Consider the following 24,655-nt stretch of genomic DNA (forward strand, 5'->3'; position numbering starts at 1 on the left):
GTTATAGGTAATGTCTATTTCAATTTATACTGTCTGTCACCTGTTTTCTCCCATGATGCATTAAGCGTCATGGCCAGCGCACTGATAACCTCATCAATGCTTTCACCATTAAAAGTGGTGCTGACCGTCAACTTCAGCAGGGAAGTATCTTCCAGTTCCACTTTCACATCGTACACTTCTGTAATCGTATGTAATACTTCTTCCAGCGGTGTATCTCTGAAAGCAAGTGACTTTTTCTGTATGTCCTCCACATGTGCGGCGACACGGAAAACCGGACGGGCACTGTCGTTCTGCAACAACATACCTGGTGTAAGCACTACACTATCGGCTTTCTCATGATCGATCACCATCACCTTACCGCTGGCAACGTGAACGGAAATGCCCTGTTTGCCAGGCTCATAACGTACCGTAAAACGGGTACCCAGCACTTTCACTTCTGTACGTCCTAGCATCACAATAAAAGGTTGTGCTGCGTTGCCGGCTACATCAAAGGTAGCCACGCCCTGCAGGCTCACTTTTCTGTTGCTGGTATTGAAGCCTCTGGCCAGTTCCAGCCTGGCTGCTTCCTCCAACTGTACACTACTGCCATCCTCCAGGTGGGCCACCATTGGCCCTGCATAAATGGCAGCTGGCTTTTTACCTACCATAAACCACCATCCTGCTCCCAGGACTATAAGCAATACCGCGGCTACTTTAAGCCAGGTATAAAGACCTCCTTTTCTGCCACCCGGTATGGCTGTCATAACCGGCTCGGGTTGTGTTTCTCCGGGAGCTACGTCCATTTTTTCATACAGCTGCTGCCAGGAGCGGTCCGTATCTACGTTTATCTCCACCGCCTGATCTGTGGCAGTGCGCAGCACTTTACGAAGTGACGCCAGCAATTCAGGATTGCCTGCATCTTCCTGTAACCAGGATTCTACCCAGGCATGCTCCTCCTTGTCCGCTTCTTCCAGCAGATACTTGCAGAGCAAGGTATACAGTGCCTCATCAGAAAAGGTTGATGTCATGCGTAGTTGTAAGTTTTGTTGTTCCTGCCAACGGCAGGGGGTCTAAATAAATAGACGCATGGAAAAATGTACTTCCCCTATGCGTCCTCTATTTTTTTGAAAATAAAATTATAAGCAACAGGGGCAGGTATTCTTTCAGTTCCTCATGCAGGATACGAAGTGCCTTCCCCATATGATTCTCAACAGTTTTTACCGAAATGTCGAGGGTAGCTGCAATCTCAGCATATTTCATCTGCTGTTGCCGGCTCAGGACGAAAACTTCCCTGCACCGTTCCGGCAGCCGCTCCAGCGCCTGCTGATACAGTCTTTCCAGTTCCCTGGCCTGGTCTGTGGCCTCTGTGGCCGTATCCCTGATATTACTGTAATAGGTTTCCCGGTCAGACCTGACATTTTCCTTACGCCATTGACTGATGGCTGTATTCCGGATAGCCGAAAACAGGTATGCCTTTACCGGGCCGGTAATAGTTATACTATCCCGCTTTTCCCATATCCGCAGAAACACTTGCTGAACTACTTCCTCCGCCCCGTGGGGGTCTCCCATGTAGTGAGTGGCAAAGGCGATGCATTGAGCATGATTTTCCCGGAACAATAATTCGAATGATTGGAGCTCCAACATGATGAGGCACAAATATAACTATGATTTATCTGATTTTCCCGATTCTCCCGACATCCAAAGAGCGTATTATGCTAATTTTTTGTTATACTTATTCAGATAAATGATGAATGAATGTTTTTTATATTTTTTTCTTCCAAAACGTAAAAATATTCTCCAACACCCTCTTCTCCCATCAGGAGAATCAGAAAAATCATATAAATCCCCGTTACCTCTTCGCACATCAGGAGAATACTTGAAATCATATACATCACAGTTAAAAATCATTTAAATCATAGTTATCTTTGTCGCGCAATGTACCAACTGATTAAAAAACTGTTATTCCGCGTTCAGCCGGAAAAGATCCACCACCTTGTAATGCGTGGGATGAAAACAATTTATGCGCTCCCGTTTGGCAAAAATATACTGAGAGCCTGCTGTGATGTTAAAACCAGCGGACTCGAACGGGAATTATTCGGCCTGCATTTCTCCAACCCGGTAGGGCTGGCTGCAGGTTTCGATAAAGACGCCAAATACATTGATGAACTGTCCTGTCTCGGATTCGGGTTCGTTGAAATCGGGACGGTTACTCCGCTGGCTCAGCCAGGCAACGACCAGCCACGCCTTTTCCGCCTCCCGGAAGATAAGGCCCTGATCAACCGGATGGGCTTCAACAATGAAGGAGCTCCCGCGGCAGCTAAGAGACTGCAACGTAAAAAATCTAATATTATCGTTGGCGGCAACATCGGTAAAAACAAAAATACTCCCAACGAAGAAGCTGTCAGCGACTACGAAAAGTGTTTCCATGCCCTTTATGATGTGGCAGACTATTTTGTAGTAAATGTCAGCTCTCCCAATACGCCCAACCTGCGGGCCCTGCAGGAGAAAGAACCCCTCAAGCAGCTGCTCCATCATCTGCAACTGCTCAACGCACAGAAACTCAAACCCAAACCTATTCTGTTGAAGATTGCTCCTGACCTGACCAACGAGCAACTGGACGATATCATCGAAATTGTACAGGAAACCAAACTTGCAGGCATTGTGGCTACCAATACCACCATCAGCCGGGAAGGTCTTGCCACACCGGCAGCCACCGTTACGGAAATTGGTGCTGGCGGACTTAGCGGTCTTCCTGTAAAAGAAAAATCCACGGCCGTGATAAAATATATCCATACCCGTAGTAAAGGCAGCATTCCTATCATCGCCGCCGGAGGTATCTTCACCGCCGCCGATGCACAGGAAAAACTGGATGCCGGCGCTTCACTGGTACAGGTATATACCGGCTTCATTTACGAAGGTCCTACCATCGTGAAAAAGATCTGTGCAGGGTTGCGTAAATAATACCGCATCTCAATTACAACCTATATGGAACAATTTCTGACTGCTGAGTCGCTCATCAGCCTCTTTACGCTGGTGCTCATGGAAGTCGTGCTGGGCATTGACAATGTTATCTTCGTATCCATCGTCATGAACCGGCTCCCGGCCGAAAAACGCCCTGCTGCCCGACGCATCTGGATGTTTACCGGCATCGCTGTACGTATCATCCTCCTGCTCTGTATCGGATACATTGTCAGGGCTGTCAACCCGCTGTTCCATATCGGCAGCCACGGTTTCAGCCTGCGTGACCTGATCATGCTGGGAGGCGGCCTGTTTCTGCTGATCAAAACCACCCTCGAAATCCACCACAAACTGGAAGGCGAGGAAGAAACAGCACAATCCATCAACAGTAGCAAATCTACTACCTCCATGATCAACGTGGTAGGTCAGATCATCCTCATCGATACGGTCTTCTCCTTCGACAGTATCATCACTGCCGTAGGCCTGGCCAAACAGGTACCCATCATGATCATCGCCGTTATAATCGCCATGATCGTCATGTTCCTGTTTGCACCCCGTATCAGCGACTTTATCCACAAACATCCCACCCTTAAAATGCTGGCCCTCTCCTTCCTGGTAATGGTAGGCGCCATCCTCATCGTTGAAGGCTGGGACGCGGACAAAGCCCACGATCTCCACCTGAAAAACTATGTTTATTTCGCAATGGCTTTCTCCTTCGGCGTAGAAATGCTGAATATGAGAGTACGTAAAAAACATGGCACTCCCGTGGAACTCAAAGAGCCCAAATTATAGGGTCCCAGGGCTGAAGCCCTGGGCTATTTTCGATTCTAATAGCTGGGCTAACTTAGTAGCCCAACATAATAGCCCAGAGCCTGGGGCTGGATAAAAATAAGAAGGGCCCGGGAAACACATCCCGGGCCCTTCTCATTTTTATATATCATTATTTCCAAGGCTAAAATTCCTTGGCGATTTTCCGTTTTAATACTCCAGGCTAATTTAAAACCAATATAGCCCAACAGAATTTTTGCTATTTTAAATACTCCAGCCACAATAACCTAAGGCTTCAGCGCCAGAATATTTGCTATTTTAACACCCCGGGCTAATTTAAAACCAATATAGCCCAGGGCTTCAGCCCTGGGATCAAAAATATTGCGCAGCGTTCATCAATGTCACGGCAACGATGCCGGCTGTTTCCGTACGCAGTCTGTTTTTTCCCAGAGACACAGGTTCAAAACCCTGTTCCAATGCCAGCTGGATCTCTTCCGGTGTAAAATCACCTTCCGGCCCGATCAGCAGCAAGGTGTCCTTTCCGGGCTTCATATGGTGTTGCAACTCCTTTTTTTGTTCCGGTAAACAGTGTGCGATCAGCTTCTGCGGATCGGCAGCATTTTTAACTACTTTGTCAAAGGGTTCCGGCTCCTGCAGCTGGGGCAGGTAAAACTGCTGCGATTGCAGCATAGCCGATACCAGTATGTTTTGCAGTCTTTCTGCCTTCACTTTTTCCTTCTCCGTCCGCTGGCTTACCAGGGGGATGATAGTCTGGATGCCTATCTCTGTAGCTTTCTCCAGAAACCACTCTATCCGTGAGGTGTTTTTGGTAAAGGCAATGGCTATACGAAGTGCCGGGGCTGGGGCCGGCAGCGTTTCCGTATGGGTGATCTTTACACTGCAACGTTTACGGTTGTCGTCTGTGATCACTGTACTATAACGGTGACCACGACCATCCGCCAGCAACACGGTGTCACCGTTTTCATGCCGCAGCACCTGGATACAGTACTTGGAAGTATCCTCATTCATCGTATAAACAGTAGCGCCTTCCACTATATCGGGCGCATAAAAGATAGGCAGGTCCATGGGCGCAAAGATAACTTTTTGATTAAGCTTCCGCGAGCAGTTTGCGGCTTTTAATATGGAACCGCACAAACAGCAGTACAGAGGCCACCAGCAGGCCTAACAACAGCGCCCACCATATGCCTTCCACGCCCAGCTCCAGTTTGATGCCCAGCAGATAGCCCAGCGGGATACCGATACCCCAGTAAGCCAGCAGTGTAATAAATGTAGGCATCCGTACATCGCCGAGGCCACGGAGTACTCCCAGTCCTACCACCTGAGTACCGTCGAACAACTGGAAGAAAGCGGCTATCACGAGCAGACCAGCTGCAATATGTATCACCTGCGGATCATTGATGTACATGGCCGGTAGCAGATTTTTGAACATCATAAACATCAGCGCGGTAGTGCCCATTAGCACCAGCACCATATGATAGCTGGCGATGGCAGAATGGCGAAGGGCATGATAATCTTTTTTACCGAAGTTGTTGCCACTCTTGATACCAGCTGCTGCGGAGATACCGCTGGCCATCATGTAGGTCATGGCCGCCAGGCTGAGAGCGATCTGGTGGGCCGCCAGTTCGGCTGCGCCAATCCAGCCTACCATCACCGCCGCACCACTGAAAGCACTGATTTCAAAAATATACTGCAGGGCCACCGGTGTGCCGATGCCCAGAATTTTTTTGATGGAAGCCATCTTCAACTGCTTAAACCCAAACGATTGCAGGTAAGGTTTAAAACGGGGAGAGCGAAGCACATAAAAAGCCATGGTGATGCCCATGATCAGCCTGTCCGTAAAAGTGGCGATACCTACGCCTACTACACCCATACGGGGAAATCCGAAAAGGCCGTATACCAGTGTGATACCGATCAGGATATTGATCACGTTACCGATAATACTGATATTCATGGCCTGGCGTGTAAAGCCCAGTCCTTCTGCAAACTGTTTGAAGGAAAGGAACAACATCAGGGGGATGAAGGAAAAACCGAGGTAACGCAGGAAGGGTCTGGCCTGTTCGGCTACATCAGCCTCTTGTCTGAGCAGTTCCAGATGGTTACTGCCGAAATAGATCACCGCTGATAACAATACACCTACCACCATGTTGATGATAAGACTGTGGCTCAACAGATGGCCGATCGCGCTTTTGTTGCCACGCCCGTTTTCCTGGGCAATAAGCGGGGTAAGGCCATACGACATGCCGATACCAGTGACCATAAAAATGCTGAACAGGCTGTTGCCTAATGATACTGCCGCCAGCGGCACTTTACCGGTATGACCGATGATGATACTGTCTGACAGGGCTACCAGGGTATGCCCCAGCTGGGAAATAACAACAGGATAGGCTAAATGAAAATTGTCTTTGTAATAAGTCCGGTATTTTAGATAGAGCTGTTTCATTGATTCGTCGATTAATTATTGTCAGGTTAAAAACTTCAGGTATATAAACAAAAAGGCCGGCGATCAGGTGATGCCGGCCTTTTATTGCAAATATTTTATGCGCTAAAACGGAGCATCTTCAAACCCTTCATCAAAGTTCATGTCGTTCATCTTGGAACCCTTCTGTATATACAGTTTCGCTTCATCATTGCCGCCACCGCCTTGCTGTGGACGGGAGATACCTGCGAATGGGCTGCCACCACCCGGATTTTCCAGGCTACCATCATCTTCAAAGCGCTGGAATTCCAGTACGGCTCTTAATTTGATGGTGTCCAACTGACCGTTACGGTGTTTGGCTATACGAACGTGGGTTTCACCTTTGTTGGACTCACCCATCTCGTTGGCATTGATCTCATAGTATTCAGGACGGTACAGGAACATTACCATGTCGGCATCCTGCTCGATCGCTCCGGATTCACGGAGGTCACTCAGCTGAGGCATTTTATTACCGTCTTTACGTTTTTCCACATCACGGCTCAGCTGGGAGAGGGCGATCACGGGCACCTGCAACTCCTTTGCGAGCCCTTTCAGGTCACGGGAGATCTTACTGATTTCCTGTTCACGGTTGGACCCTCTGCCATCACCACTACCGCTCATCAGCTGGAGGTAGTCGATGATGATAACGCCTACACCGTGGTTATGTACCAGCCTTCTGCACTTGGCCCTCAACTCAAAGATATTGAGTGCCGGGGTATCATCGATAAAGATAGGAGCTTTGGCCAAACGTTCGATACCGTGGGTCATCAGCTTCTTCATCTCATATTCTTCCAGTTTACCACGGGAGATCTTTTCCAGTTTTATTTCTGACTCGGCCGAGAGAATACGTTGTACGATCTGGCCGGAGGACATCTCCAGAGAGAATACCGCTGCGCCTTTAGGGAAGCGGGGGTGCAGTGCTGCGTTTCGGGCCAGGTTAAGGGCGAAAGCGGTTTTACCCACAGACGGACGGGCCGCGATGATGATAAGATCCGTTGACTGCCAGCCGTAGGTCACCTTATCAAGTGAAGGGAAACCGGAGGGCACACCGGTGATATCATCTCCTTTATTACGAAGATCTTCGATTCGTTTCATGGTGTTCACCAGTACGCGGTCGATAGAGTCGTAGTTTTTACGGAGGTGGTTATTGGTGATTTCAAAGAGTTTGGATTCGGCGCTGTCGAGCAGGTCGAATACGTCGGCGGTGTCCTCATAGGATTCTGTGAGGATTTCGCCGGAGATGCGGATTAGTTCCCGCTGGATGAATTTCTGCAGGATGATGCGGGCATGTGCTTCAATGTTGGCGGAAGATACAACCGCATTGGTGAGTTTCATCACGGTAAAGGGGCCACCGACAGCTTCGAGCGTACCCATTGACTTCAGCTCTTCTGTAACGGTGAGAATATCTACCGGCATAGACTTGGACGCCAGTCGGGTCATGGCGGAAAAGATCTGCTGGTGTGCTTCTACATAAAAACATTCTCCTTTTAATATTTCTACAACAATATCAAAAGCACCTTTCTCCAGCATTATGGCTCCCAAAACAGCTTCTTCCAATTCTTTAGCCTGTGGTGGTATCTTGCCATACACCAAGGACGACACTTCAATGGCCGGTTTTCTGCGAACATTGCGGTCCTTCTTAAGATTGAGATCCATTTATGGTTAGAGTATTAATAAAAGTTAATAAAAGGTTACTGTCAATGGGCCTTTCCGGTAGTGTTTACAATTATTTTGCATTATTCTCTGTTATGCTGCAGCAATTTCCGCTTTAAGAAATTGTAAATTTTCTCGAGCCGCACAAACTAAGGTAAAGGCATTTTTTTAATTAACCTTTTTTATTTGACGACTAAATTTATTAAGCCTCACGCACAGGTTATCCACCGTCATTCCGGCAGTTATCCACAAGCAACAATATAGTTACTCACAAAAAACCAGAAAAACCACGCGCAAAGGTCTGATTATTCACACACATTGTGCAAAAAAGGTTTTCCACATCAGTCACTGACGGTTCAGGATCCCGCAGGGGAACAGGTTTACGCCGGAAAAAACATTCTTTTTCCTGCAAAAACAGGCAAACAGGCAGCCGGAAAGGCCCTATCGCCCAAATCTCCCTGTAAATCCGCCCTTTGTAATGCGTAATTCTTTAACTTTACGCTTCTTTATAAACCAAGCAGACAATGACGATTTCATACAACTGGCTTTGTGAGTATTTACCGGTAAAACCTACACCGGAGGAGCTATCCACCATCTTGACACGTATAGGCCTGGAAGTAGAAAGCCTTGAAAAATTTGAGGCAGTAAAAGGCAGCCTGGCCGGCTTGGTGATCGGAGAAGTACTGACAGCAGAGCAACACCCCAACGCGGACAAACTGAAACTGACCACTGTCAACACCGGCAACAGTGAGCCGCTGCGGATTGTCTGCGGCGCACCCAATGTGGCCGTAGGACAGAAAGTAGTGGTAGCCCCTATCGGCACCACCATCTACCCCCTGGGCGGTGAGCCCCTCACCATGAAAAAAGCAAAGATCCGTGGCGAAGAAAGTCACGGTATGATCTGCGCTGAAGATGAAATCGGCCTGGGCAACAGCCATGCCGGTATCATGGTACTGGATGCATCTCTCATACCTGGCACTCCCGCCAGCGAAGTCTTCCGCCCTGCACAGGACTGGATCTTCGAAATAGGCCTCACTCCCAACCGTATGGATGCGATGAGCCATGTAGGCGTAGCCAAAGACGTATGTGCTTTTCTCAACAACCTGGAACACACCCATAAATACCTGGTACAGCTGCCGGAAATAAAAGCCCTGCCACAAGCAGATGCTCCCCTCCCGATCAGCGTGACCATCGATAATACCGATGCCTGCCCCCGCTATAGTGGTATCAGCATCACCGGCGTTACCGTAGCTCCTTCCCCGGAATGGCTCAAAAATCATCTGCAGGCCATCGGCGTACGCCCTATCAATAATATAGTGGACATCACCAACTTCGTTCTGCATGAAACCGGCCAGCCTCTGCACGCTTTCGACGCAGCGGCCGTAAAAGGTAATGCTGTGGTTGTTAAAAACCTACCGCAGGATACCCTCTTCGTGACCCTGGATGAAAAAGAAAGAAAACTCGACGCCACTGATCTGATGATCTGCAACGGCGCCGGCGAAGGCATGTGTATTGCCGGCGTATTCGGCGGACTGCACTCCGGCGTTTCCGATACCACCCGGGATATCTTCCTGGAAAGTGCGTTCTTCTCCCCCGGCGGTATCCGTACTACTTCTTTCCGGCACGGCCTCCGTACCGATGCCGCTTCCCGCTTTGAAAAAGGCGTGGATATCTCCAATGTGGTATTTGCCCTGCAACGCGCGGCGGCTCTCATCTGCGAACTGGCAGGTGGCAAAGCAGCTTCCGGCATTGTAGACGTATACCCTATGCCCAAACAGAAAACACAGGTGGAAACCACCTACGCTTATATCCACAAACTCAGCGGCAGCAACTATTCTCCCGACAAAGTGAAGAATATCCTGCGCAGCCTGGGTTTTGAGGTACTGTCTGAAACTGCTGAAGGACTGCGGGTAGCTGTACCTTTCAGCAAACCCGACATCAGCCTGCCGGCAGACCTGGTAGAAGAAGTGATGCGTATTGACGGCCTCGACAATATCGAAATCCCCTCCCATGTCACTATTTCCCCGGCGCTGTCATCTCACCCGGATGAAGAAGGTGTAAGGGAAAAAGTAGCCAACTACCTGGCAGGCAATGGTTTCAACGAAATTTTCACCAACTCCATCACCAACAGCAAATACTTTACGCCCGAAGTGCTGGAACATACCGTGAAAATGATGAACAGCCTCACCGTGGAGCTCGATGTGATGCGCCCTTCCATGCTGGAAACTGGCCTGGAAAGCATCTCCCACAACCTGAACCGCAAGAATGAAGACCTCTTCTTCTTTGAGTTTGGTAAAACCTACCAGGTACTGGAAAAAGGTTATGGAGAAACCAACCACCTTGTACTATACCTGACTGGTAAAAAAACACCGGAAACCTGGATGCATAAATCCAGCCCTGCCGACTTCTACGATCTGAAAGGGTTTGTAATCAACGTATTAAGACAACTGGGATACAGTCAGTTACAGTGGGTTGAAAGCAATGCTGCCGATCTGCAGCCAGCCTGGGAAATAAAGGTAAAAAACCAGGTGGTGGTAACCCTCGGTGGTGTTACAGCACAGAAACTGAAACAGTTCGATATTCGGCAAGCGGTATGGTTTGCAACATTTAATTGGGATAAAATACTCGGACTGTTACAAAAAAGTGATAACTTTTACAAGGAAATCCCCCGCTTCCCTGCCGTAAGGAGGGACCTGGCACTGGTACTGGACAAACAGGTGAGATTTGCAGCTGTAGAAGCCGCTGCACGCGCTGTGAAGTCCTCCCTGCTCCAGGATATCAACCTCTTCGACGTTTTCGAAAGTGAGAAGCTGGGAGCCAATAAAAAATCGTACGCCGTAAGTTTTACCTTCCTGGACACCCAGAAAACCCTGACAGACAAGGAGATTGATGGGGTAATGGACAAGCTGGTAAAGACTTTCGAAACACAGTTACAAGCGGAAATACGCCGATAGATTTCGTTTTTCTGATGTTGACATGCAGGCCTGCATGTCAACATCAGAAATGACATAATTTGTTTAAAATGGTATTAGAGCAATACATTCAACGGGTAGAAGAAAAGCTACAGCAGCTGGTAAAACGTTTACACCAGGTGCAGTCGGAGAATGCATCGCTGAAAGAAGAAATCAACCACCAGCAACAAACGCTGCAACAGCAGCAGCTGGCCATACAGGCACTGGAAGATAAACTGCACCTCGCCAGGATTGCAGCTACCGCCCAGGGAGGTACCGCCGTAGCAACAGATGACGCAGCCTTTAAAAAGGAGATCCGGAGCAAAATCAATGACTATATCAGGGAAATTGACCGGTGTATAGCCTTGTTAAACGGCTGATAAAAATAATTTCAACATATGGAACAACTCATTCCTATCAATATCGTGGTATCTGACCGCTCTTACCGGATCAAAATACGGCCGGAAGAAGAGGAAGAGGTACGTCGTATTATGAAGGAAGTGAATGAAAAAATTGTTGACTTTAAGACCTCTTATGCTGGGAAAGACCAGCAGGACTACGTTGCTATGGCCCTCATCATGTATGCCACCCACCCTGTTACCAGCGGAGGCAAGGCGCAGGCTGTTACTGCTCCCTTTCTGCAGGAAAAGCTGGAAAAGCTGGAAGAAATCATCAACCAGGCACTGGGATAATCGCATTATCCACTGCTAAACAATGACTTAGCTAATTCGCTAATTATCACGTATTAAACACGCTTTACTGCTATTTTTTTGTATTTTCGCGGGTCAGTTCTCGCCCCTGTTGCGTTTTAGCAGTGACAAGGGTATGAGAATGCAACATAAATCAAGTATAAATAATTCATATGGATGTTACACTTTATACGACAATAGCTGCAGTAGTGGCATTGATCATAGGAATAGTGCTAGGTAAGGTGATATTTGCCAAAAACACACAGCAAAAAATAGACGACGCTGAGCAACAGGCTAAAAAAATCATCGCAGATGCACAAGTGAGCGCTGAAAACCTCAAAAAAGACAGGTTACTCGAAGCGAAGGAAAAATACCTGCAATTAAAAAGTGAGCATGAAAAAGAAGTCATGCAGCGCAACCAGAAAATATCTGAATCTGAAAACCGTATCAAACAGAAAGAGCAATCGCTCAATCAGAAAAACGAGCAACTTCAGAAACAAATAAACGAAAACGATGCTATTAAAGATACGCTGAACCGCCAGATGGAACTGGTTACCGTTAAGCGTAGCGAACTCGAAAAACACCAGGAAGAGCATATCCGCCGCCTGGAAAAAGTAGCCGGCCTCACTGCCGAAGAAGCTAAACATCAGCTGGTGGAAAGCCTGAAAGAGGAAGCCCGTTCACAGGCGCTGTCTCATATCCAGGAAATCATCGAAGATGCCAAATTAAAAGCCAACAAGGAAGCTAAAAAAATCATCATACAGTCTATCCAGCGTACTGCTGCTGAACAGACCATCGAGAACACCATCACCGTGTTTACCCTGGAAAGTGATGAGATCAAGGGTCAGATCATCGGCCGTGAAGGACGTAATATCCGTGCCATTGAAGCTGCTACCGGTGTAGACCTGATCGTAGACGATACTCCTGAAGCAATCGTACTGTCTTCCTTCGACCCACTGCGCCGTGAAATTGCACGTCTGTCGCTCCAGCGCCTGGTACAGGATGGCCGTATCCACCCTGCCCGTATCGAGGAAGTAGTGGAAAAAACCAAGAAACAGCTGGAAGAACAGGTAATGGACATTGGAGAAAGAACTGTGATTGAACTGGGTATCCATGGCCTGCATAAAGAACTGGTTCGTCTGGTAGGTAAGATGCGTTTCCGCTCTTCCTACGGTCAGAACCTGCTCATGCACTCCAAAGAAACCGCTAACCTCTGTGCGGTAATGGCTGCTGAGCTGGGCCTCAACCCTAAACTGGCCAAACGTGCCGGCCTCCTGCACGATATTGGTAAAGTGCCTGACGAAGAAACTGAACTGAGCCACGCCCTCCTCGGCGCCAAACTGGCTGAAAAATACGGCGAACATGCCGCAGTGGTAAACGCCATCGGCGCCCACCACGATGAAATGGAAATGCAATACGTGATCTCTCCGATCGTTCAGGCCTGCGACGCCATCAGTGGCGCCCGTCCAGGCGCCCGCCGCGAAATCATGCAGAGCTACCTCCAACGTATCAAAGATCTGGAGAACCTGGCCTTGTCTCACGAAGGTGTGGAGAAAGCCTACGCTATCCAGGCCGGTAGAGAATTACGTATCATCGTAGAGAGCGATAAAGTATCCGACAACGATGCTGACCGCCTGTCTTTCGAGATCGCGAATAAAATACAGACCGAAATGCAATACCCAGGTCAGATCAAGGTAACGGTGATCCGTGAAAAACGCGCGGTGAACATTGCCCGCTAATCATTCTGATTTAGATATCTGGAATTTTGATATTATATTGGAGTCCTCCGGTAAAACCGGGGGACTTTTTTTATATGCGAACAACGGACTACCACGTTATATTTCATTCAAAAATCCAATAATCTATATGAAGCGGTCTTTTTTAAAATTTGTATGGGGAGCTGCCCTCATATTATGTACCAGCGGCGCTTTTGCTCAGAAAGCACAATCATTATTCAACGGTAAAAACCTGGATGGCTGGAAAATACACGGTACTGAAAAATGGTATGTAGACAAAGGTGAACTGATATGTGAAAGCGGTCCGGATAAAGAATACGGCTATCTGGCCACCGACAAACAATACAAGAACTTTGAGCTGACCGTACAGTTCAAACAGGAAGCAGACGGCAACAGCGGTGTGTTTTTCCACTCTTCCCTGGAAGGCACCAAAATTGCCGGCTGGCAGGCCGAAGTAGCGCCGCCCAACTTGCACACCGGCGGTATCTACGAATCCTATGGCCGCGGATGGCTGATTAAACCCGAAAAGGAAAAAGAACAATACCTGAAAATGGGTGAATGGAATACCATGAAAATCCGGGTTTCCGGCGATCAGGTAACCACCTGGCTCAATGGTCATGAGATGATCACCCTGAAAGACGAAAAAATCGGCGCAGCCGACGGTCAGATTGCCTTGCAGATCCATTCCGGCGGAGGCATCAAGGTAAGATGGAAAAATATTAAACTGGTTCCACTGAAAGGATAATTATTTGTTTATTTGGATACAAAACGACCAGATAAATAATGACCTACAAAGACCAGGTAATCTTTATAACAGGCGCCAGTTCCGGTATAGGCCGGCAACTGGCGCTTTTATTGGCGCAGGAAAAAGCCTGGCTGATCCTGACAGCCCGCCACCATGATACATTGGAGGCCGTAAAACAGGAATGCCTCCAATACACCCCACATTGTGAAATACTGGTGATGGACATCACCCACGAAGAACAGGTTAATGAAGGTGCCCAGCGTGCCTGGCAACTGTTCAGGAAAATTGATGTGCTGATCAACAATGCAGGCGTCACCCAACGTTCCAAGCTGATAGATACACAAGTGTCTGCCATTCGGCAACTAATGGAGGTCAACTTCTTCGGGCCTGTGATGCTCACCAAAGCCCTACTGCCTTATTTTAGAACACAGCAACGTGGCCAGATCATCGTTATCAGCAGCATGGCAGGATTGATGGGCTATCCATGGCGCTCCGGCTATAATGCCGCCAAACACGCCCTGCAAGGGTATTTCGAGACACTACAGACAGAACAGCCCATCCCTCAATTGTACACGACCCTGGTATGTCCCGGCCGTATTCATACACCTATTACCTATGCAGCCATCACTGCTGATGGGTCTCCGTTCGGGAAGATGGACCCGGGCCAGGAACATGGTATCCCGGTAGAACGATGTGCCCGGCGCATCCTCACGGCCATGCGTAAACGAAAAAAACTGGTACTGATTGCCCGCGCAGAACGGGTACTGCTCTGGTTTAAACGTTTCTTTCCACCACTTTTTTACCTGATAGCACGGAAAGGAAATTAATTCCAGCGCATAAAAAAAGCCTGCATTATGGCAGGCTTTACTATTTTATTTTGTTTGATCTGTACCTTCTTCGCTGGTTTCTCCTTTATCCTCATCCTCATCCTCATCCTCATCCTCATCCTCATCCTCATCCTCATCCTCATCTTCTTCTTCCTGTTCCTCCGAAGGTTCATCATCTTCTGTAGGCAGGCCCATGGCTTCTTCTATCATACCATCAGGGTCCTTGGCTTCGTTTTCCTCATCCGGAGTAATAGCATCTTCCGGGGTGGAAGCATCTGCAGTGGTGTCTCCTTCTCCGGTTGAAAGATAGGTATCGTAGTGAATGATTTCGTCGTCTGGTTCCGCATCTTCATCTTCCGCTGCAGGCAGTCTTTCCGGTGTTTCTCCAGACTCCTCCAGGTTATCCAGCTCATGATCGGGATCCAGCAGCTCTCCGCTTTCAGACACCATCATGGAATGCCCTGGTACTTCATCATTTCCTTCGTCATTTACTTCATCCTTTATTTCTCCACGGCCGATGGTGGCGGTATCGTCGTTGATGAGCGTAGGCTGTACCATTTCTTCTTCGAAGAGCTCTCTGAGTTTGGGCAGGTCGGCGGCGGAGTTGATGCCGAAATAGTCCATGAATGAGCGGGATACGGCGTAGAGCAATGGTTTTCCGGGCAGATCTTCACTGCGGCCGGAGATCACGATCAGTTCTTTTTCCAGCAGTTTTTGAATGGAATAGTCGGTGCTGACACCACGGATATATTCAATTTCACCTTTGGAGACAGGTTGGCGGTAGGCGATAATGGCCAGTGTTTCCAGGGCCGCGGTGGACAGGCGTTTCAGGAATTTATCACCATTCAGCTGGGCTACGGTTTGATAATATTCTTTTTTAGTCATGAACTGGTATCCACCACCGCTGTTTCTGACTTCAAAGGCATAAAATTCGGAGCTGTATTTTTCCTTTATGGCTTCCATAGCTGCTTCTACCTGGTCTAACGTAGCGCGGTCTTCGAGAAAGGCCAGCGCATTGTTGAGTAAATCCATTATTTCCAGCAGCGGCAAAGGCCTGTCAGCCGCAAAGATAAGTGCTTCCACATGCGGGATGAGCTGTGATATTTCCATGTTAATAACAGAAGTATGGCTTACAAAAAAAGGTCAAAGACCGAAAATACAGTCTTTGACCCTAATCTGAAAATATTTAAATGTTCAGTGTTGACGTAGCTTTTATCAACCAGCCAGCGCAGCAGCACCACTTACGATCTCGGTCAGCTCGGTAGTGATGGCGGCCTGACGGGCGCGGTTGTAAGAGATCTTCAGGGAGCGCAACAGTTCCTGAGCGTTTTCTGTTGCTTTATCCATCGCGGTCATACGGGCACCGTGCTCAGAAGCATGTGTGTCCAGGATAGCTTTGAAGAACTGGGTATTCAGAATTTTAGGCATTAACTCTGCAATCAGCACATCTTTCTGTGGTTCGAAGATGAAATCAGCCTTTAATTTGTTGTTGTCATTGTTTTCCACCTTAGCGATAGGCAGGAACTGCTCAGACACAAATGTCTGGGTAGCAGCGTTTTTGAATTCGCTGTAAATGATTTCCACTGCATCGTAGGTACCGTCGATAAAGCCGTTCAGCCCTACAGCAGCAGCTTCTTTCACATGATCAAAAGTCAGGTTACTGAACATCTGCCAGAACTTGTCGTTTACTCTGTAACCGTTCTGTGCAAAGTGCTCATATCCTTTTTTACCGATAGGCAGTATTTCTACTTTGCCCTGCTCATACTGCTCGTGGTATTTTTCGCGGATAACACGTTTGGCAGTTTTGATCAGGTTGGAGTTAAATGCACCGCACAAGCCTCTGTCTGAAGTGATTACCACGATCAGTACTTTTTCAACCGCACGTTGTGCTGCCAGAGGTGTGTCGATATTGCCTTCACTGTTGGAAACAATATTCTGCAACATTTCCTGGAGCTTTAAGGCGTAAGGACGCATCAGCAAAATGGCATCCTGGGCACGTCTTAATTTCGCAGCACTCACCATTTTCATGGCTTTTGTGATCTGCTGACCAGATTGAATAGATTTGATTCGGTTTCGAACTTCCTTAAGCTGTCCGGACATATTTTAATCAATTACGAATGACTAATACTTGTGACCCATTCAGGGGTTTAATTCCTGAATTTGGCTGCAAAGGTAAGCAATGACAGTATAATTTGAAAATCCGTAAAAAAGATAATTCAATCTTTCTTTTAAAGATTGCTATTCAATAAATTACAAATAATCAATATTACAATGTTATGGAAGTGCCCAGTACCTGCAGAAAGGCAGCGATCCATTGTGGATGAGCAGGCCATGCCGGCGCTGTTACCAGGTTGCCGTCTACTACCGCTTCATATACATTTACAGAGACATAGGTGCCACCGGCAGCCGTCACTTCAGGCGCTACCGCCGGATAGGCCGTCAGTTTTTTACCCCGTACCACATCGGCTGCGGTAAGGATCTGGATACCATGACAAACAGCCGCTACTGGCTTGTTTTCAGTAAAGAAATGCCGGGTCAGCTCCAGCACATGCTTATTCAGACGGAGATACTCCGGCGCTCTTCCTCCGGCAATCACCAGCGCATCATAATCCGCCCCGGACACATCCGCGAAAGTAGCATTGAGCACAAACCCATGCCCCGGTTTCTCACTGTAAGTCTGGTCGCCCTCAAAATCATGAATGGCTGTTTTTATCTTTTCACCGGCTGCTTTGTCCGGACATACCGCATGTACCTCATGTCCAATCATCTGCAGCATCTGAAAAGGTACCATGGTTTCATAATCTTCTGCATAATCTCCCGTCAGTAATAAAATCTTCTTCTGTGCCATATATGGTTAGTTTTTTTGAGTCTTTAAGATACTGAAAAAAGCACTATGATTTACAACCCAGGACTTAAGTCCTGGGCTATGTTTGTTTTAGTATACCGTTAGTATCCCGGGTTTTGGGGGAACGGTGTGGAAGAGCGGTCAATCTGGTCTTGCGGGATAGGCCGCAGCAGGTATTTAGCTTCTACGGCACCGGCTTCAGGGTTATGTTTCTTCACCCTTTCGATCAGTTTACCGGTACGTTTCAGGTCAAACCAGGCCAGTTGTTCACCAATCAGCTCACGTCCTCTTTCATCAAGGAGAAAATCGATATCCACATCGGTGGCTTTTATTTTCATCGCGTCCTGATTGACCTGCGTTTCTGCCGGCGTGCTGCCCTGGCGGGCTGCTCTCATTCTTACTGCGTTTACCATATCGGCAGCGCCCTGGGCATTGCCTAGTTTGTACAGGGCTTCTGCAGCAATCAGATAGGTTTCTGCCAGGCGGAAAGCAATAAAGGGCCTCACGCCGGAAGCCTGATTATCAGGGCGTAATGCATCACTAAACTTATTCAGGGACGGATATAAACGTTCGGTATATTTATCGGAAGATACCAGCAGGTAATTTTTGCTCTTTATCTCTGCATCCGTTACCGGACGGCCTGGCATGTATACCGCTGTATCACCCAGCTTCATCACCCAGGGAGTGGTAGCGGGTTTGTTGACGAACCATACGGTTGTAAAAAACTTCTCGTACCGTACATCATGCACGCGGTCTTTATACAGGGTATCCAGCAGGAAGGCAGTGGGCCGGAAACGTTTCCAGGGTGTACCATTGGCCAGGTCGCGCTGCATACCATTGAGCACATCGTACTGCATCAGGAAAAAACGGCAGGCATTGTTGTCTGGTGAAGCATAGAGCGGATCAGTGGTGTATTGTGCAGCGAAGATGGTTTCCACATTATTTTCATTGCCCTGTGCCCATACTTTTCCGGGATCATCCAGCAATTTAAAGCTGTAGTTTTTGATAACACCTTCTGCATATTTGTCGGCATTGGCATAATCATCGGGTTGTGCCTGCGGCGAAGAAGCACGGGTGAGGTATACCCTTGCCAGCAGGTGTTCTGCTGCCGGCTTTGTAGCGCGGCCCCACTCATTCTGTACCGCCGGAAGATACTGTGCAGCCATCTTCAGGTCACTGATAATAGCATCATATACCTTGCTGGCTGTATCCCGGGTAGCAGCGGTGTTGATTTCCTTATTTTCGTGTAGCCGTAAGGGTATGTTACCAAACGTTTGCAATAAAATGAAGTGATAATGTGCTCTGCAAAACAGTGCTTCCCCCACTCCCAGGCTTTTGCTGGCTGAGTCCAGGTCTTTTACCTGATTAGCGCGATCTATCACTACGTTACTGTTGTTGATAGACTGATACAATCCGTTCCATAACTCTCTTACGTGATCATAGCGTGCATCGAGCTGAGATGTGTATTGATTGGCAAATTTGAAGTTACCATCAGAACCGTTGGTATAGGTATCTGTTCCTACTACGGTCAGTGTCATCCCTCTTTCTGTGCTGTAGAAGATACGCATGCCGGCGTAACTGGCATTGACAGCCGTTTTGAAACCATTCCGGGTATTATAGAAATCATCGGTGGTATTGGTTACGACATCTTCCTGCAGCATTTTGTTGCATCCGGTGCCAGCGATTGCCAGTAATGCTATGGCCCACAATATATTTTTCATGACGAATGTTTTTGATTGAGAAAATTAAAACCGTGCATTCACGCCAAATTGCAGCATCCAGGTAGCGGGTGCATCGATACCTATCACATTTACATCTTCGGGATCTACACCTTTGTATTTCTGTCGATATGGCGCCAGTATGAGTGGTTGTTTTACGCTTACATTAAAGCGAAGATCCTGCATCTGCATACGTTTTACAGCAGCTTCGGGCAAGGCATATGACAACGAAATACTTCTTATTTTCAGGAAGCTGGCGTCAAAATAAGCGAGGGACTGGTAGTTGACCGGTCGCTCCTGGTTGGCATTAGGCCTGGGGAAATCGTTGGTAGGATTGGTAGGTGTCCAGTAGTTGATGTTCAGGTTATTGAACCGACCGAAAAGTGTATTGGTATTCTGATAGAAATCACTTCTGATCATACCGCCGATGCGGGCAAAGGCTACTACAGACAACTCAAAGTTTTTGTAGCTGAAACGTTGTGTGGTACCGGCTGTCCAGTCAGGTTGCGGAGTACCCAGTATTTTACGATCGCTGGCATCTATCTTTTTGTCACCATTGGTATCTTCCACTTTGATGGTTCCTGGTACCGGTTTGTAGCCCAGACCGTCAGTTTTATCACTGGTTTGCCAGATGCCGATTTTATTGTAGTCGTAGTACACATAGGTAGGTTGCCCTACAAACCAGCCATTGCCGATGTCTGCCTGTTTACCATCCATCAGTTCCAGGATTTTAGACCTGTTCAGGGAGAAATTGACATCCATGCTCCAGTTGAATCCTTTGGGGTTGTCTATCACGATGCCGGACAAACCCACTTCCAGGCCGGTATTGCTGGTAGCACCCACATTCTGCAAAACACTGTTGAAGCCGTTGCTGTAGGGTAGCAGGAAAGGCATGAGCAGGTCGGTGGTTTTCTGTTTGTAATAGTCTACGGTACCGGTTAAACGATTATTGAAGAATCCGAAGTCTAGGCCAACGTCAAAGGAGGTGGTGGTTTCCCAGGTGAGGTTAGGATTACGCAGCATTTGCGGTGTATATCCGATCACGCCTTTGCTTCCGAATGAATAGGGGATGCGGGAGAGCTGTCCCTGTGTAGCGTATGGATCAATACCGGTATTGCCTATACGGCCGTAGCTGACACGTAGTTTCAGGTTATTGATGGTGCTGTGGCCTTTCAGAAATTGTTCATTGGAGATGTTCCATGCTGCGGCTACAGAGGGGAAGTAGCCCCATTGTTTTCCGGGAGCAAAGCGGGAAGATCCGTCTGCACGCATGGTGAGGGTGAGCAAGTAGCGATCATCGTAGCCATAGTTGAGGCGGCCCATGTAAGACAGGATAGTCCAGGAGCCGAGGCTGCTGCCTACGCCGGTTACGTTCATGGCTTCGCCCAGGTTATAATATTCCTGTGATTCCACCAGTACGCCGCGCACATCTGCGGTGGAGCTGTCGCCTCTTTGTCTTTGCACGCTGTACAAACCGGTAAAGCCGATATTGTGTTTGCGGTTAAAAGTTTTGTTGTAGGTGAGGACATTTTCAACTGTATATGCAATCGTTTCACCACTTCTTTTGGTAGCGGTGGCATCACCACCGCCTACCAGCAGGTTTACGTTGTTGCGTCCCTGAAACAGGCCATAGTTGTATTGTGAGATATCAGGACCTACGTTCAATCTGTATTTAAGTCCGTCGATGATTTCCACTTCTCCGTACAAACTGGTAAAAAGACGGAAACGTTTGCGGTTTTCCACACGGTTACCATCTACATAGTCCAGCAATGGATTGGGGAGGTTGCTGTCGCCATTGGGGAAGATGATCAGTTTGCCGTTATCATCATAAGGTGCAGAGATAGGCAGCATACGCAGGGCGTTGTTGATACCATTGTAGGTTTCACCTCTGCGGTTGCTGTAGGAACCTAACAGTGACGCCCCTACTTTCACGCGGGAGCCGATCATCTGATCGAGTGCGATGTTGATATTATAGCGTTCATAGCTTTGTAGTTTGAGGACGCCCTGATCTTTGTAGTAACCGAGGCCGATGGCATATTTTGTTTTTTCCGTACCGCCGGCAACACTGATGGCGTGATTGGTTTGGTAGCCGGTAGAGAGGATCAGTTTCTGCCAGTCGGTATTGGTACCTTTCTGGATGCCGGCATATTCGATAGGGGTAAAGATTACCTTATCTGAGGAGTCACGGTTGCTATCTTTGTATTTACCGACAGTGCGGTTGGCTTCCCGTCTCATTTCAGCGAACTGCTCCCCATTCATGAGGTCTGTTTGACCAAGATTTTTTACGATACCGTAGGAGCCGGAATAAGAGACGATTGGTTTACTCACTTTACCGCGGGTAGTGGTGATCAGCACTACGCCGTTGGCCCCTCTGGAGCCGTAGATAGCGGTGGCGGAGGCGTCTTTCAGGATATCCATTGACTGGATAGTACCGGGGCCGATGTCGTTGAGACTGCCGGAGTAGGGGATGCCGTCTACCACATAGAGCGGGTCGTTGCCGGCGGAGAGGGAGCGGGTACCGCGGATACGCACGGTGGGCTCATCGCCGGGTTTGGCGCTGTTGCTAACAACGTCTACCCCTGGTGTACGGCCCTGTAAAGCTTGCTGGGCGTTGGTTACCGGTACTTCCTGAATCGCTTTGGTGCCTACAGAAGCGATAGAGCCGGTGACATCTTTTTTCTTTTGCTGGCCGTAACCAACCACAACTATTTCTTCCAGTTTTTTACGGTCTTCTTCCAGGGTGATGCTGATGACGTGGCGCCCGTTGATCGGCTCTTCACGCCGGGAGTAACCAATAAAGGAAAAGATCAGTACGGTATTGGCATTGGCAATCTGTAGTTTGTAATGCCCGTTGGCATCCGTCTGTGTGCCGGAAGTACCGCCTTTGACGGCTACCGTTACCCCTACAAGCGGGGATTTATCTGTCGAGAGTACGTTTCCTTCGACCTGTTGGGTGGTTGATTGTGCCTGAGCAAGCTGATGGCATAGCAGTAGACATAACGCTGCAAGGCATAAACGTGAAATCCTATTCATAACGTTATCAGTTTTTCAAATACGTGGCAATTGGGTAATAACTTATCACGCTCAAAATAATAATTATTCTGATATATGCAAACGATTGCATTTCACATGTTGTATATTTGTTCGGACCAGTAACGATGATTTCCTTCAAACCTTTGACCACAGGGTATCTTAGTTCGAATTACTTTTTAGGGAGATGGCTATTTTACTGCGACTAGTCAGCAGTATTCCTAATCAAGCATACCTTTGCAACATGCTGTAGTTCAGCAGTACACCCATTAAATCTGTAGTATGTTAAGACCTATCGACAACTATTTCCTGAAACAGCCGGAGCCGCTGAAAAGCTGCCTGGAATTTATGCGCGCTTATCTGCTCAAAGCGGACCCCAACCTCAAAGAAGACTGGAAATACGGAATGCCTTTTTATTGTTACAAAGGGAAAATGTGTTGTTATCTCTGGGTACATAAAAAATATGGACAACCCTACCTGGGCATCGTAGAAGGACATAGTATAGATCATCCCGATCTGCTGACAGAAAAAAGAGCCAGAATGAAGATATTGCTGCTTGATCCCGAAAAAGACCTGCCCATGAAAAAAATTAATACTATCATGAAAGCGGTATTAGCGTTATACCGTAACGGTGATGCATTGTGATGAAGGCTGATGTTTCTGATGAGCGTGGATTTTAACAGTGCCATACCGGATAAGTTTAACCCATTTTTCCTGTTCTGTAGCACCTTGGCAAACCAATTCGGCATTTTTTTCTATAAATGCTCATTTTAGCTTTTCTTTCACCTAAATTTTCTTTTTGCAATCGGTTGTAAAAATCATTTTCATTGTTTAATTTGACGCTTCATTTCCGGTTTAGTTATGAAAAGAACGATTTTATTATGCGGCAGCCTGCTTTGCATGTATGGCAGCCTATTCGCGCAGAAAAACCAGTGGCAGCCACTGTTTAATGGTAAAGACCTGAAAGGCTGGAAACAGCTGGGAGGCAAGGCCGTCTATAATGTTGAGGACGGTCAGATAGTAGGTACTACGGTAACGGGCACACCGAATTCCTTCCTGGCAACCGACAAGGAATACGGCGACTTTATTCTTGAGCTGGAATTTAAGCTGGGAGCGCCTTTTAACTCCGGCATCCAGTTCCGCAGCCAGAGCAGGGAAGACTATCAGAATGGCCGGGTATTTGGCTACCAGATGGAGATCGACCCTTCTGACCGCAAATGGAGCGGAGGTATTTATGAAGAAGGCAGAAGAGGCTGGCAGTATCCGCTGGAACTCAACCCTGCCGGACAACAAGCCTTCAAAAACGAGGGCTGGAATAAATACCGTATTGAATGCCGCGGCAATGAAATGCGTACCTGGGTAAATGGGGTACCTACTGCCCACCTGGTGGACACCGCGTTGCCAAAAGGTTTCATCGCCCTGCAGGTACATGGTATCGGCAAAAATGCTGCTGATGAAAACAAACACATCTACTGGAAGAATATCCGTATCATCGACAAACCAGCTGCTGCCCAGTATTCTCCCTACGACAATATTTATGTAGTCAACAATATTGACAATACTATCTCTGCCCAGCAGAAAAAGAACGGCTTTCAATTACTGTGGGACGGAAAAACCAGCAAAGGCTGGAGAGGGGCTTATAGAAAAGATTTCCCGGCCACCGGCTGGCAAATGAAAGACGGCATACTGACCATCGCTCATTCCAATGGTGATGAAGAAGGCAGTGGTGGTGATATTGTTACAGAAAAGGAATACGGCGCCTTTGAACTGGAATTTATGTTCAAACTCTCTGCAGGAGCCAATAGTGGTGTAAAATATTTCGTGAATGAATCATATGAGACGGGTGGTAAATCTGCCATCGGACTGGAATACCAGGTACTGGACGACGAAAAGCACCCGGATGCCAAGCTGGGCCGCGATGGCAACCGGACCCTGGCGTCTCTCTATGATCTCATGACAAGAAAACAGGAAAAACGTGCCCTACTACCTATTGGAGATTGGAACAAAGGTCGTATTATTGTGTATCCAAATAACCACGTGGAGCACTGGCTGAACGGTTTTAAAGTATTGGAATATGAGCGGGGCTCCCAAGCCTTCAAAGATCTGGTGGCGATCAGCAAATACAAAAACTGGAAAAATTTTGGTCTCTGGCCGGTAGGACACATCCTTTTACAGGATCATGGTAATGAGGTTTCCTTTAAAAATATTCGAATTAAAGTATTGAAATAAAATATTTTTTATCTTTTTTTTCATTGTTCACTGTTCTAAATAAGCATTCCG

The 24,655-nt window shown here is 47.7% G+C and carries 20 protein-coding genes; 10 read left to right on the plus strand and 10 right to left on the minus strand.

Going from position 1 to position 24,655, the window contains the following annotated elements; all coding sequences use genetic code 11:
* Positions 1–14: 14 nt before the first annotated feature.
* Together DF182_RS09565 and DF182_RS09570 are read right to left on the minus strand one after the other, a co-directional pair.
* On the minus strand, positions 15–1,007 hold the full coding sequence (locus tag DF182_RS09565; protein WP_113615408.1) for a FecR domain-containing protein: 993 nt from the start codon (positions 1,005–1,007) through the stop codon (positions 15–17).
* A gap of 88 nt (positions 1,008–1,095) precedes the next feature.
* The gene (locus tag DF182_RS09570; RefSeq protein ID WP_113615409.1) at positions 1,096–1,623 is read right to left on the minus strand and encodes an RNA polymerase sigma-70 factor; all 528 of its coding nucleotides are present in this window, start codon (positions 1,621–1,623) and stop codon (positions 1,096–1,098) included.
* A gap of 291 nt (positions 1,624–1,914) precedes the next feature.
* Here DF182_RS09570 and DF182_RS09575 point away from each other — a divergent pair, with 291 nt between their 5' ends.
* Positions 1,915–2,940: a quinone-dependent dihydroorotate dehydrogenase gene (locus DF182_RS09575; protein ID WP_113615410.1), complete on the plus strand. Its 1,026-nt coding sequence runs from the start codon at positions 1,915–1,917 to the stop codon at positions 2,938–2,940.
* 24 nt (positions 2,941–2,964) lie between these two features.
* A complete protein-coding gene (locus DF182_RS09580; protein ID WP_113615411.1) occupies positions 2,965–3,729 on the plus strand; it encodes a TerC family protein in 765 nt (254 codons plus the stop codon).
* 348 nt (positions 3,730–4,077) lie between these two features.
* Here DF182_RS09580 and DF182_RS09590 read toward each other — a convergent pair whose 3' ends face one another.
* From DF182_RS09590 to dnaB, 3 genes are all read right to left on the minus strand, one after another.
* Entirely contained in the window at positions 4,078–4,791 is a 714-nt protein-coding gene (locus DF182_RS09590) for a 16S rRNA (uracil(1498)-N(3))-methyltransferase (RefSeq protein WP_113615413.1), read from the minus strand.
* 22 nt (positions 4,792–4,813) lie between these two features.
* On the minus strand, positions 4,814–6,166 hold the full coding sequence (locus DF182_RS09595; RefSeq protein WP_113615414.1) for an MATE family efflux transporter: 1,353 nt from the start codon (positions 6,164–6,166) through the stop codon (positions 4,814–4,816).
* Positions 6,167–6,268: 102 nt separating this feature from the next.
* Positions 6,269–7,837: a replicative DNA helicase gene (dnaB, locus tag DF182_RS09600; protein ID WP_113615415.1), complete on the minus strand. Its 1,569-nt coding sequence runs from the start codon at positions 7,835–7,837 to the stop codon at positions 6,269–6,271.
* A 521-nt stretch (positions 7,838–8,358) separates the two neighbouring features.
* On the opposite strand from dnaB, the gene pheT reads away from it, so the two are divergent.
* The 6 genes from pheT to DF182_RS09630 all read left to right on the plus strand — a co-directional run bounded on the left by pheT (position 8,359) and on the right by DF182_RS09630 (position 14,782).
* Positions 8,359–10,788 carry a phenylalanine--tRNA ligase subunit beta gene (pheT, locus tag DF182_RS09605; protein ID WP_113615416.1) on the plus strand — a complete coding sequence of 810 codons (2,430 nt, stop codon included), beginning with the start codon at positions 8,359–8,361 and terminating at the stop codon, positions 10,786–10,788.
* Between the two features lie 68 nt (positions 10,789–10,856).
* A complete protein-coding gene (locus DF182_RS09610) occupies positions 10,857–11,165 on the plus strand; it encodes a hypothetical protein (protein ID WP_113615417.1) in 309 nt (102 codons plus the stop codon).
* 18 nt (positions 11,166–11,183) lie between these two features.
* On the plus strand, positions 11,184–11,477 hold the full coding sequence (locus DF182_RS09615) for a cell division protein ZapA (RefSeq protein ID WP_113615418.1): 294 nt from the start codon (positions 11,184–11,186) through the stop codon (positions 11,475–11,477).
* A 170-nt stretch (positions 11,478–11,647) separates the two neighbouring features.
* Positions 11,648–13,213, plus strand: a complete 1,566-nt coding sequence (gene rny / locus DF182_RS09620) for a ribonuclease Y (protein ID WP_113615419.1) — start codon at positions 11,648–11,650, stop codon at positions 13,211–13,213.
* Positions 13,214–13,340: 127 nt separating this feature from the next.
* Positions 13,341–13,955, plus strand: coding sequence for a 3-keto-disaccharide hydrolase (locus tag DF182_RS09625; RefSeq protein ID WP_113616832.1), 615 nt, complete (start codon positions 13,341–13,343; stop codon positions 13,953–13,955).
* A 38-nt stretch (positions 13,956–13,993) separates the two neighbouring features.
* The gene (locus DF182_RS09630) at positions 13,994–14,782 is read left to right on the plus strand and encodes an SDR family oxidoreductase (RefSeq protein ID WP_113615420.1); all 789 of its coding nucleotides are present in this window, start codon (positions 13,994–13,996) and stop codon (positions 14,780–14,782) included.
* A gap of 45 nt (positions 14,783–14,827) precedes the next feature.
* On the opposite strand, the gene scpB is transcribed toward DF182_RS09630, so the two are convergent.
* The 5 genes from scpB to DF182_RS09655 form a co-directional block, all read right to left on the minus strand.
* Positions 14,828–15,892, minus strand: coding sequence for an SMC-Scp complex subunit ScpB (scpB, locus tag DF182_RS09635; protein WP_113615421.1), 1,065 nt, complete (start codon positions 15,890–15,892; stop codon positions 14,828–14,830).
* A gap of 105 nt (positions 15,893–15,997) precedes the next feature.
* Positions 15,998–16,882: an ATP synthase F1 subunit gamma gene (gene atpG, locus DF182_RS09640; protein ID WP_113615422.1), complete on the minus strand. Its 885-nt coding sequence runs from the start codon at positions 16,880–16,882 to the stop codon at positions 15,998–16,000.
* Between the two features lie 166 nt (positions 16,883–17,048).
* On the minus strand, positions 17,049–17,630 hold the full coding sequence (locus tag DF182_RS09645) for a DJ-1/PfpI family protein (protein ID WP_113615423.1): 582 nt from the start codon (positions 17,628–17,630) through the stop codon (positions 17,049–17,051).
* Positions 17,631–17,728: 98 nt separating this feature from the next.
* On the minus strand, positions 17,729–19,348 hold the full coding sequence (locus DF182_RS09650) for a RagB/SusD family nutrient uptake outer membrane protein (protein WP_113615424.1): 1,620 nt from the start codon (positions 19,346–19,348) through the stop codon (positions 17,729–17,731).
* Positions 19,349–19,372: 24 nt separating this feature from the next.
* Positions 19,373–22,378, minus strand: a complete 3,006-nt coding sequence (locus DF182_RS09655; RefSeq protein ID WP_113615425.1) for a SusC/RagA family TonB-linked outer membrane protein — start codon at positions 22,376–22,378, stop codon at positions 19,373–19,375.
* 279 nt (positions 22,379–22,657) lie between these two features.
* On the opposite strand from DF182_RS09655, the gene DF182_RS09660 reads away from it, so the two are divergent.
* Positions 22,658–23,020: a DUF1801 domain-containing protein gene (locus DF182_RS09660; protein WP_113615426.1), complete on the plus strand. Its 363-nt coding sequence runs from the start codon at positions 22,658–22,660 to the stop codon at positions 23,018–23,020.
* A gap of 216 nt (positions 23,021–23,236) precedes the next feature.
* Entirely contained in the window at positions 23,237–24,604 is a 1,368-nt protein-coding gene (locus tag DF182_RS09665) for a 3-keto-disaccharide hydrolase (RefSeq protein WP_113615427.1), read from the plus strand.
* Positions 24,605–24,655 lie beyond the last annotated feature (51 nt).

This window comes from Chitinophaga flava (genome assembly GCF_003308995.1).
GTDB classification, from domain to species: Bacteria; Bacteroidota; Bacteroidia; order Chitinophagales; family Chitinophagaceae; genus Chitinophaga; species Chitinophaga flava.

Coding starts and splice junctions, on each gene's coding strand:
- DF182_RS09565 (WP_113615408.1), bottom strand. CDS start 1,007: ATGACATCAACCTTTTCTGATGAGGCACTGTATACCTTGCTCTGCAAG.
- DF182_RS09570 (WP_113615409.1), bottom strand. CDS start 1,623: ATGTTGGAGCTCCAATCATTCGAATTATTGTTCCGGGAAAATCATGCT.
- DF182_RS09575 (WP_113615410.1), top strand. CDS start 1,915: ATGTACCAACTGATTAAAAAACTGTTATTCCGCGTTCAGCCGGAAAAG.
- DF182_RS09580 (WP_113615411.1), top strand. CDS start 2,965: ATGGAACAATTTCTGACTGCTGAGTCGCTCATCAGCCTCTTTACGCTG.
- DF182_RS09590 (WP_113615413.1), bottom strand. CDS start 4,791: ATGGACCTGCCTATCTTTTATGCGCCCGATATAGTGGAAGGCGCTACT.
- DF182_RS09595 (WP_113615414.1), bottom strand. CDS start 6,166: ATGAAACAGCTCTATCTAAAATACCGGACTTATTACAAAGACAATTTT.
- dnaB (WP_113615415.1), bottom strand. CDS start 7,837: ATGGATCTCAATCTTAAGAAGGACCGCAATGTTCGCAGAAAACCGGCC.
- pheT (WP_113615416.1), top strand. CDS start 8,359: ATGACGATTTCATACAACTGGCTTTGTGAGTATTTACCGGTAAAACCT.
- DF182_RS09610 (WP_113615417.1), top strand. CDS start 10,857: ATGGTATTAGAGCAATACATTCAACGGGTAGAAGAAAAGCTACAGCAG.
- DF182_RS09615 (WP_113615418.1), top strand. CDS start 11,184: ATGGAACAACTCATTCCTATCAATATCGTGGTATCTGACCGCTCTTAC.
- rny (WP_113615419.1), top strand. CDS start 11,648: ATGGATGTTACACTTTATACGACAATAGCTGCAGTAGTGGCATTGATC.
- DF182_RS09625 (WP_113616832.1), top strand. CDS start 13,341: ATGAAGCGGTCTTTTTTAAAATTTGTATGGGGAGCTGCCCTCATATTA.
- DF182_RS09630 (WP_113615420.1), top strand. CDS start 13,994: ATGACCTACAAAGACCAGGTAATCTTTATAACAGGCGCCAGTTCCGGT.
- scpB (WP_113615421.1), bottom strand. CDS start 15,892: ATGGAAATATCACAGCTCATCCCGCATGTGGAAGCACTTATCTTTGCG.
- atpG (WP_113615422.1), bottom strand. CDS start 16,882: ATGTCCGGACAGCTTAAGGAAGTTCGAAACCGAATCAAATCTATTCAA.
- DF182_RS09645 (WP_113615423.1), bottom strand. CDS start 17,630: ATGGCACAGAAGAAGATTTTATTACTGACGGGAGATTATGCAGAAGAT.
- DF182_RS09650 (WP_113615424.1), bottom strand. CDS start 19,348: ATGAAAAATATATTGTGGGCCATAGCATTACTGGCAATCGCTGGCACC.
- DF182_RS09655 (WP_113615425.1), bottom strand. CDS start 22,378: ATGAATAGGATTTCACGTTTATGCCTTGCAGCGTTATGTCTACTGCTA.
- DF182_RS09660 (WP_113615426.1), top strand. CDS start 22,658: ATGTTAAGACCTATCGACAACTATTTCCTGAAACAGCCGGAGCCGCTG.
- DF182_RS09665 (WP_113615427.1), top strand. CDS start 23,237: ATGAAAAGAACGATTTTATTATGCGGCAGCCTGCTTTGCATGTATGGC.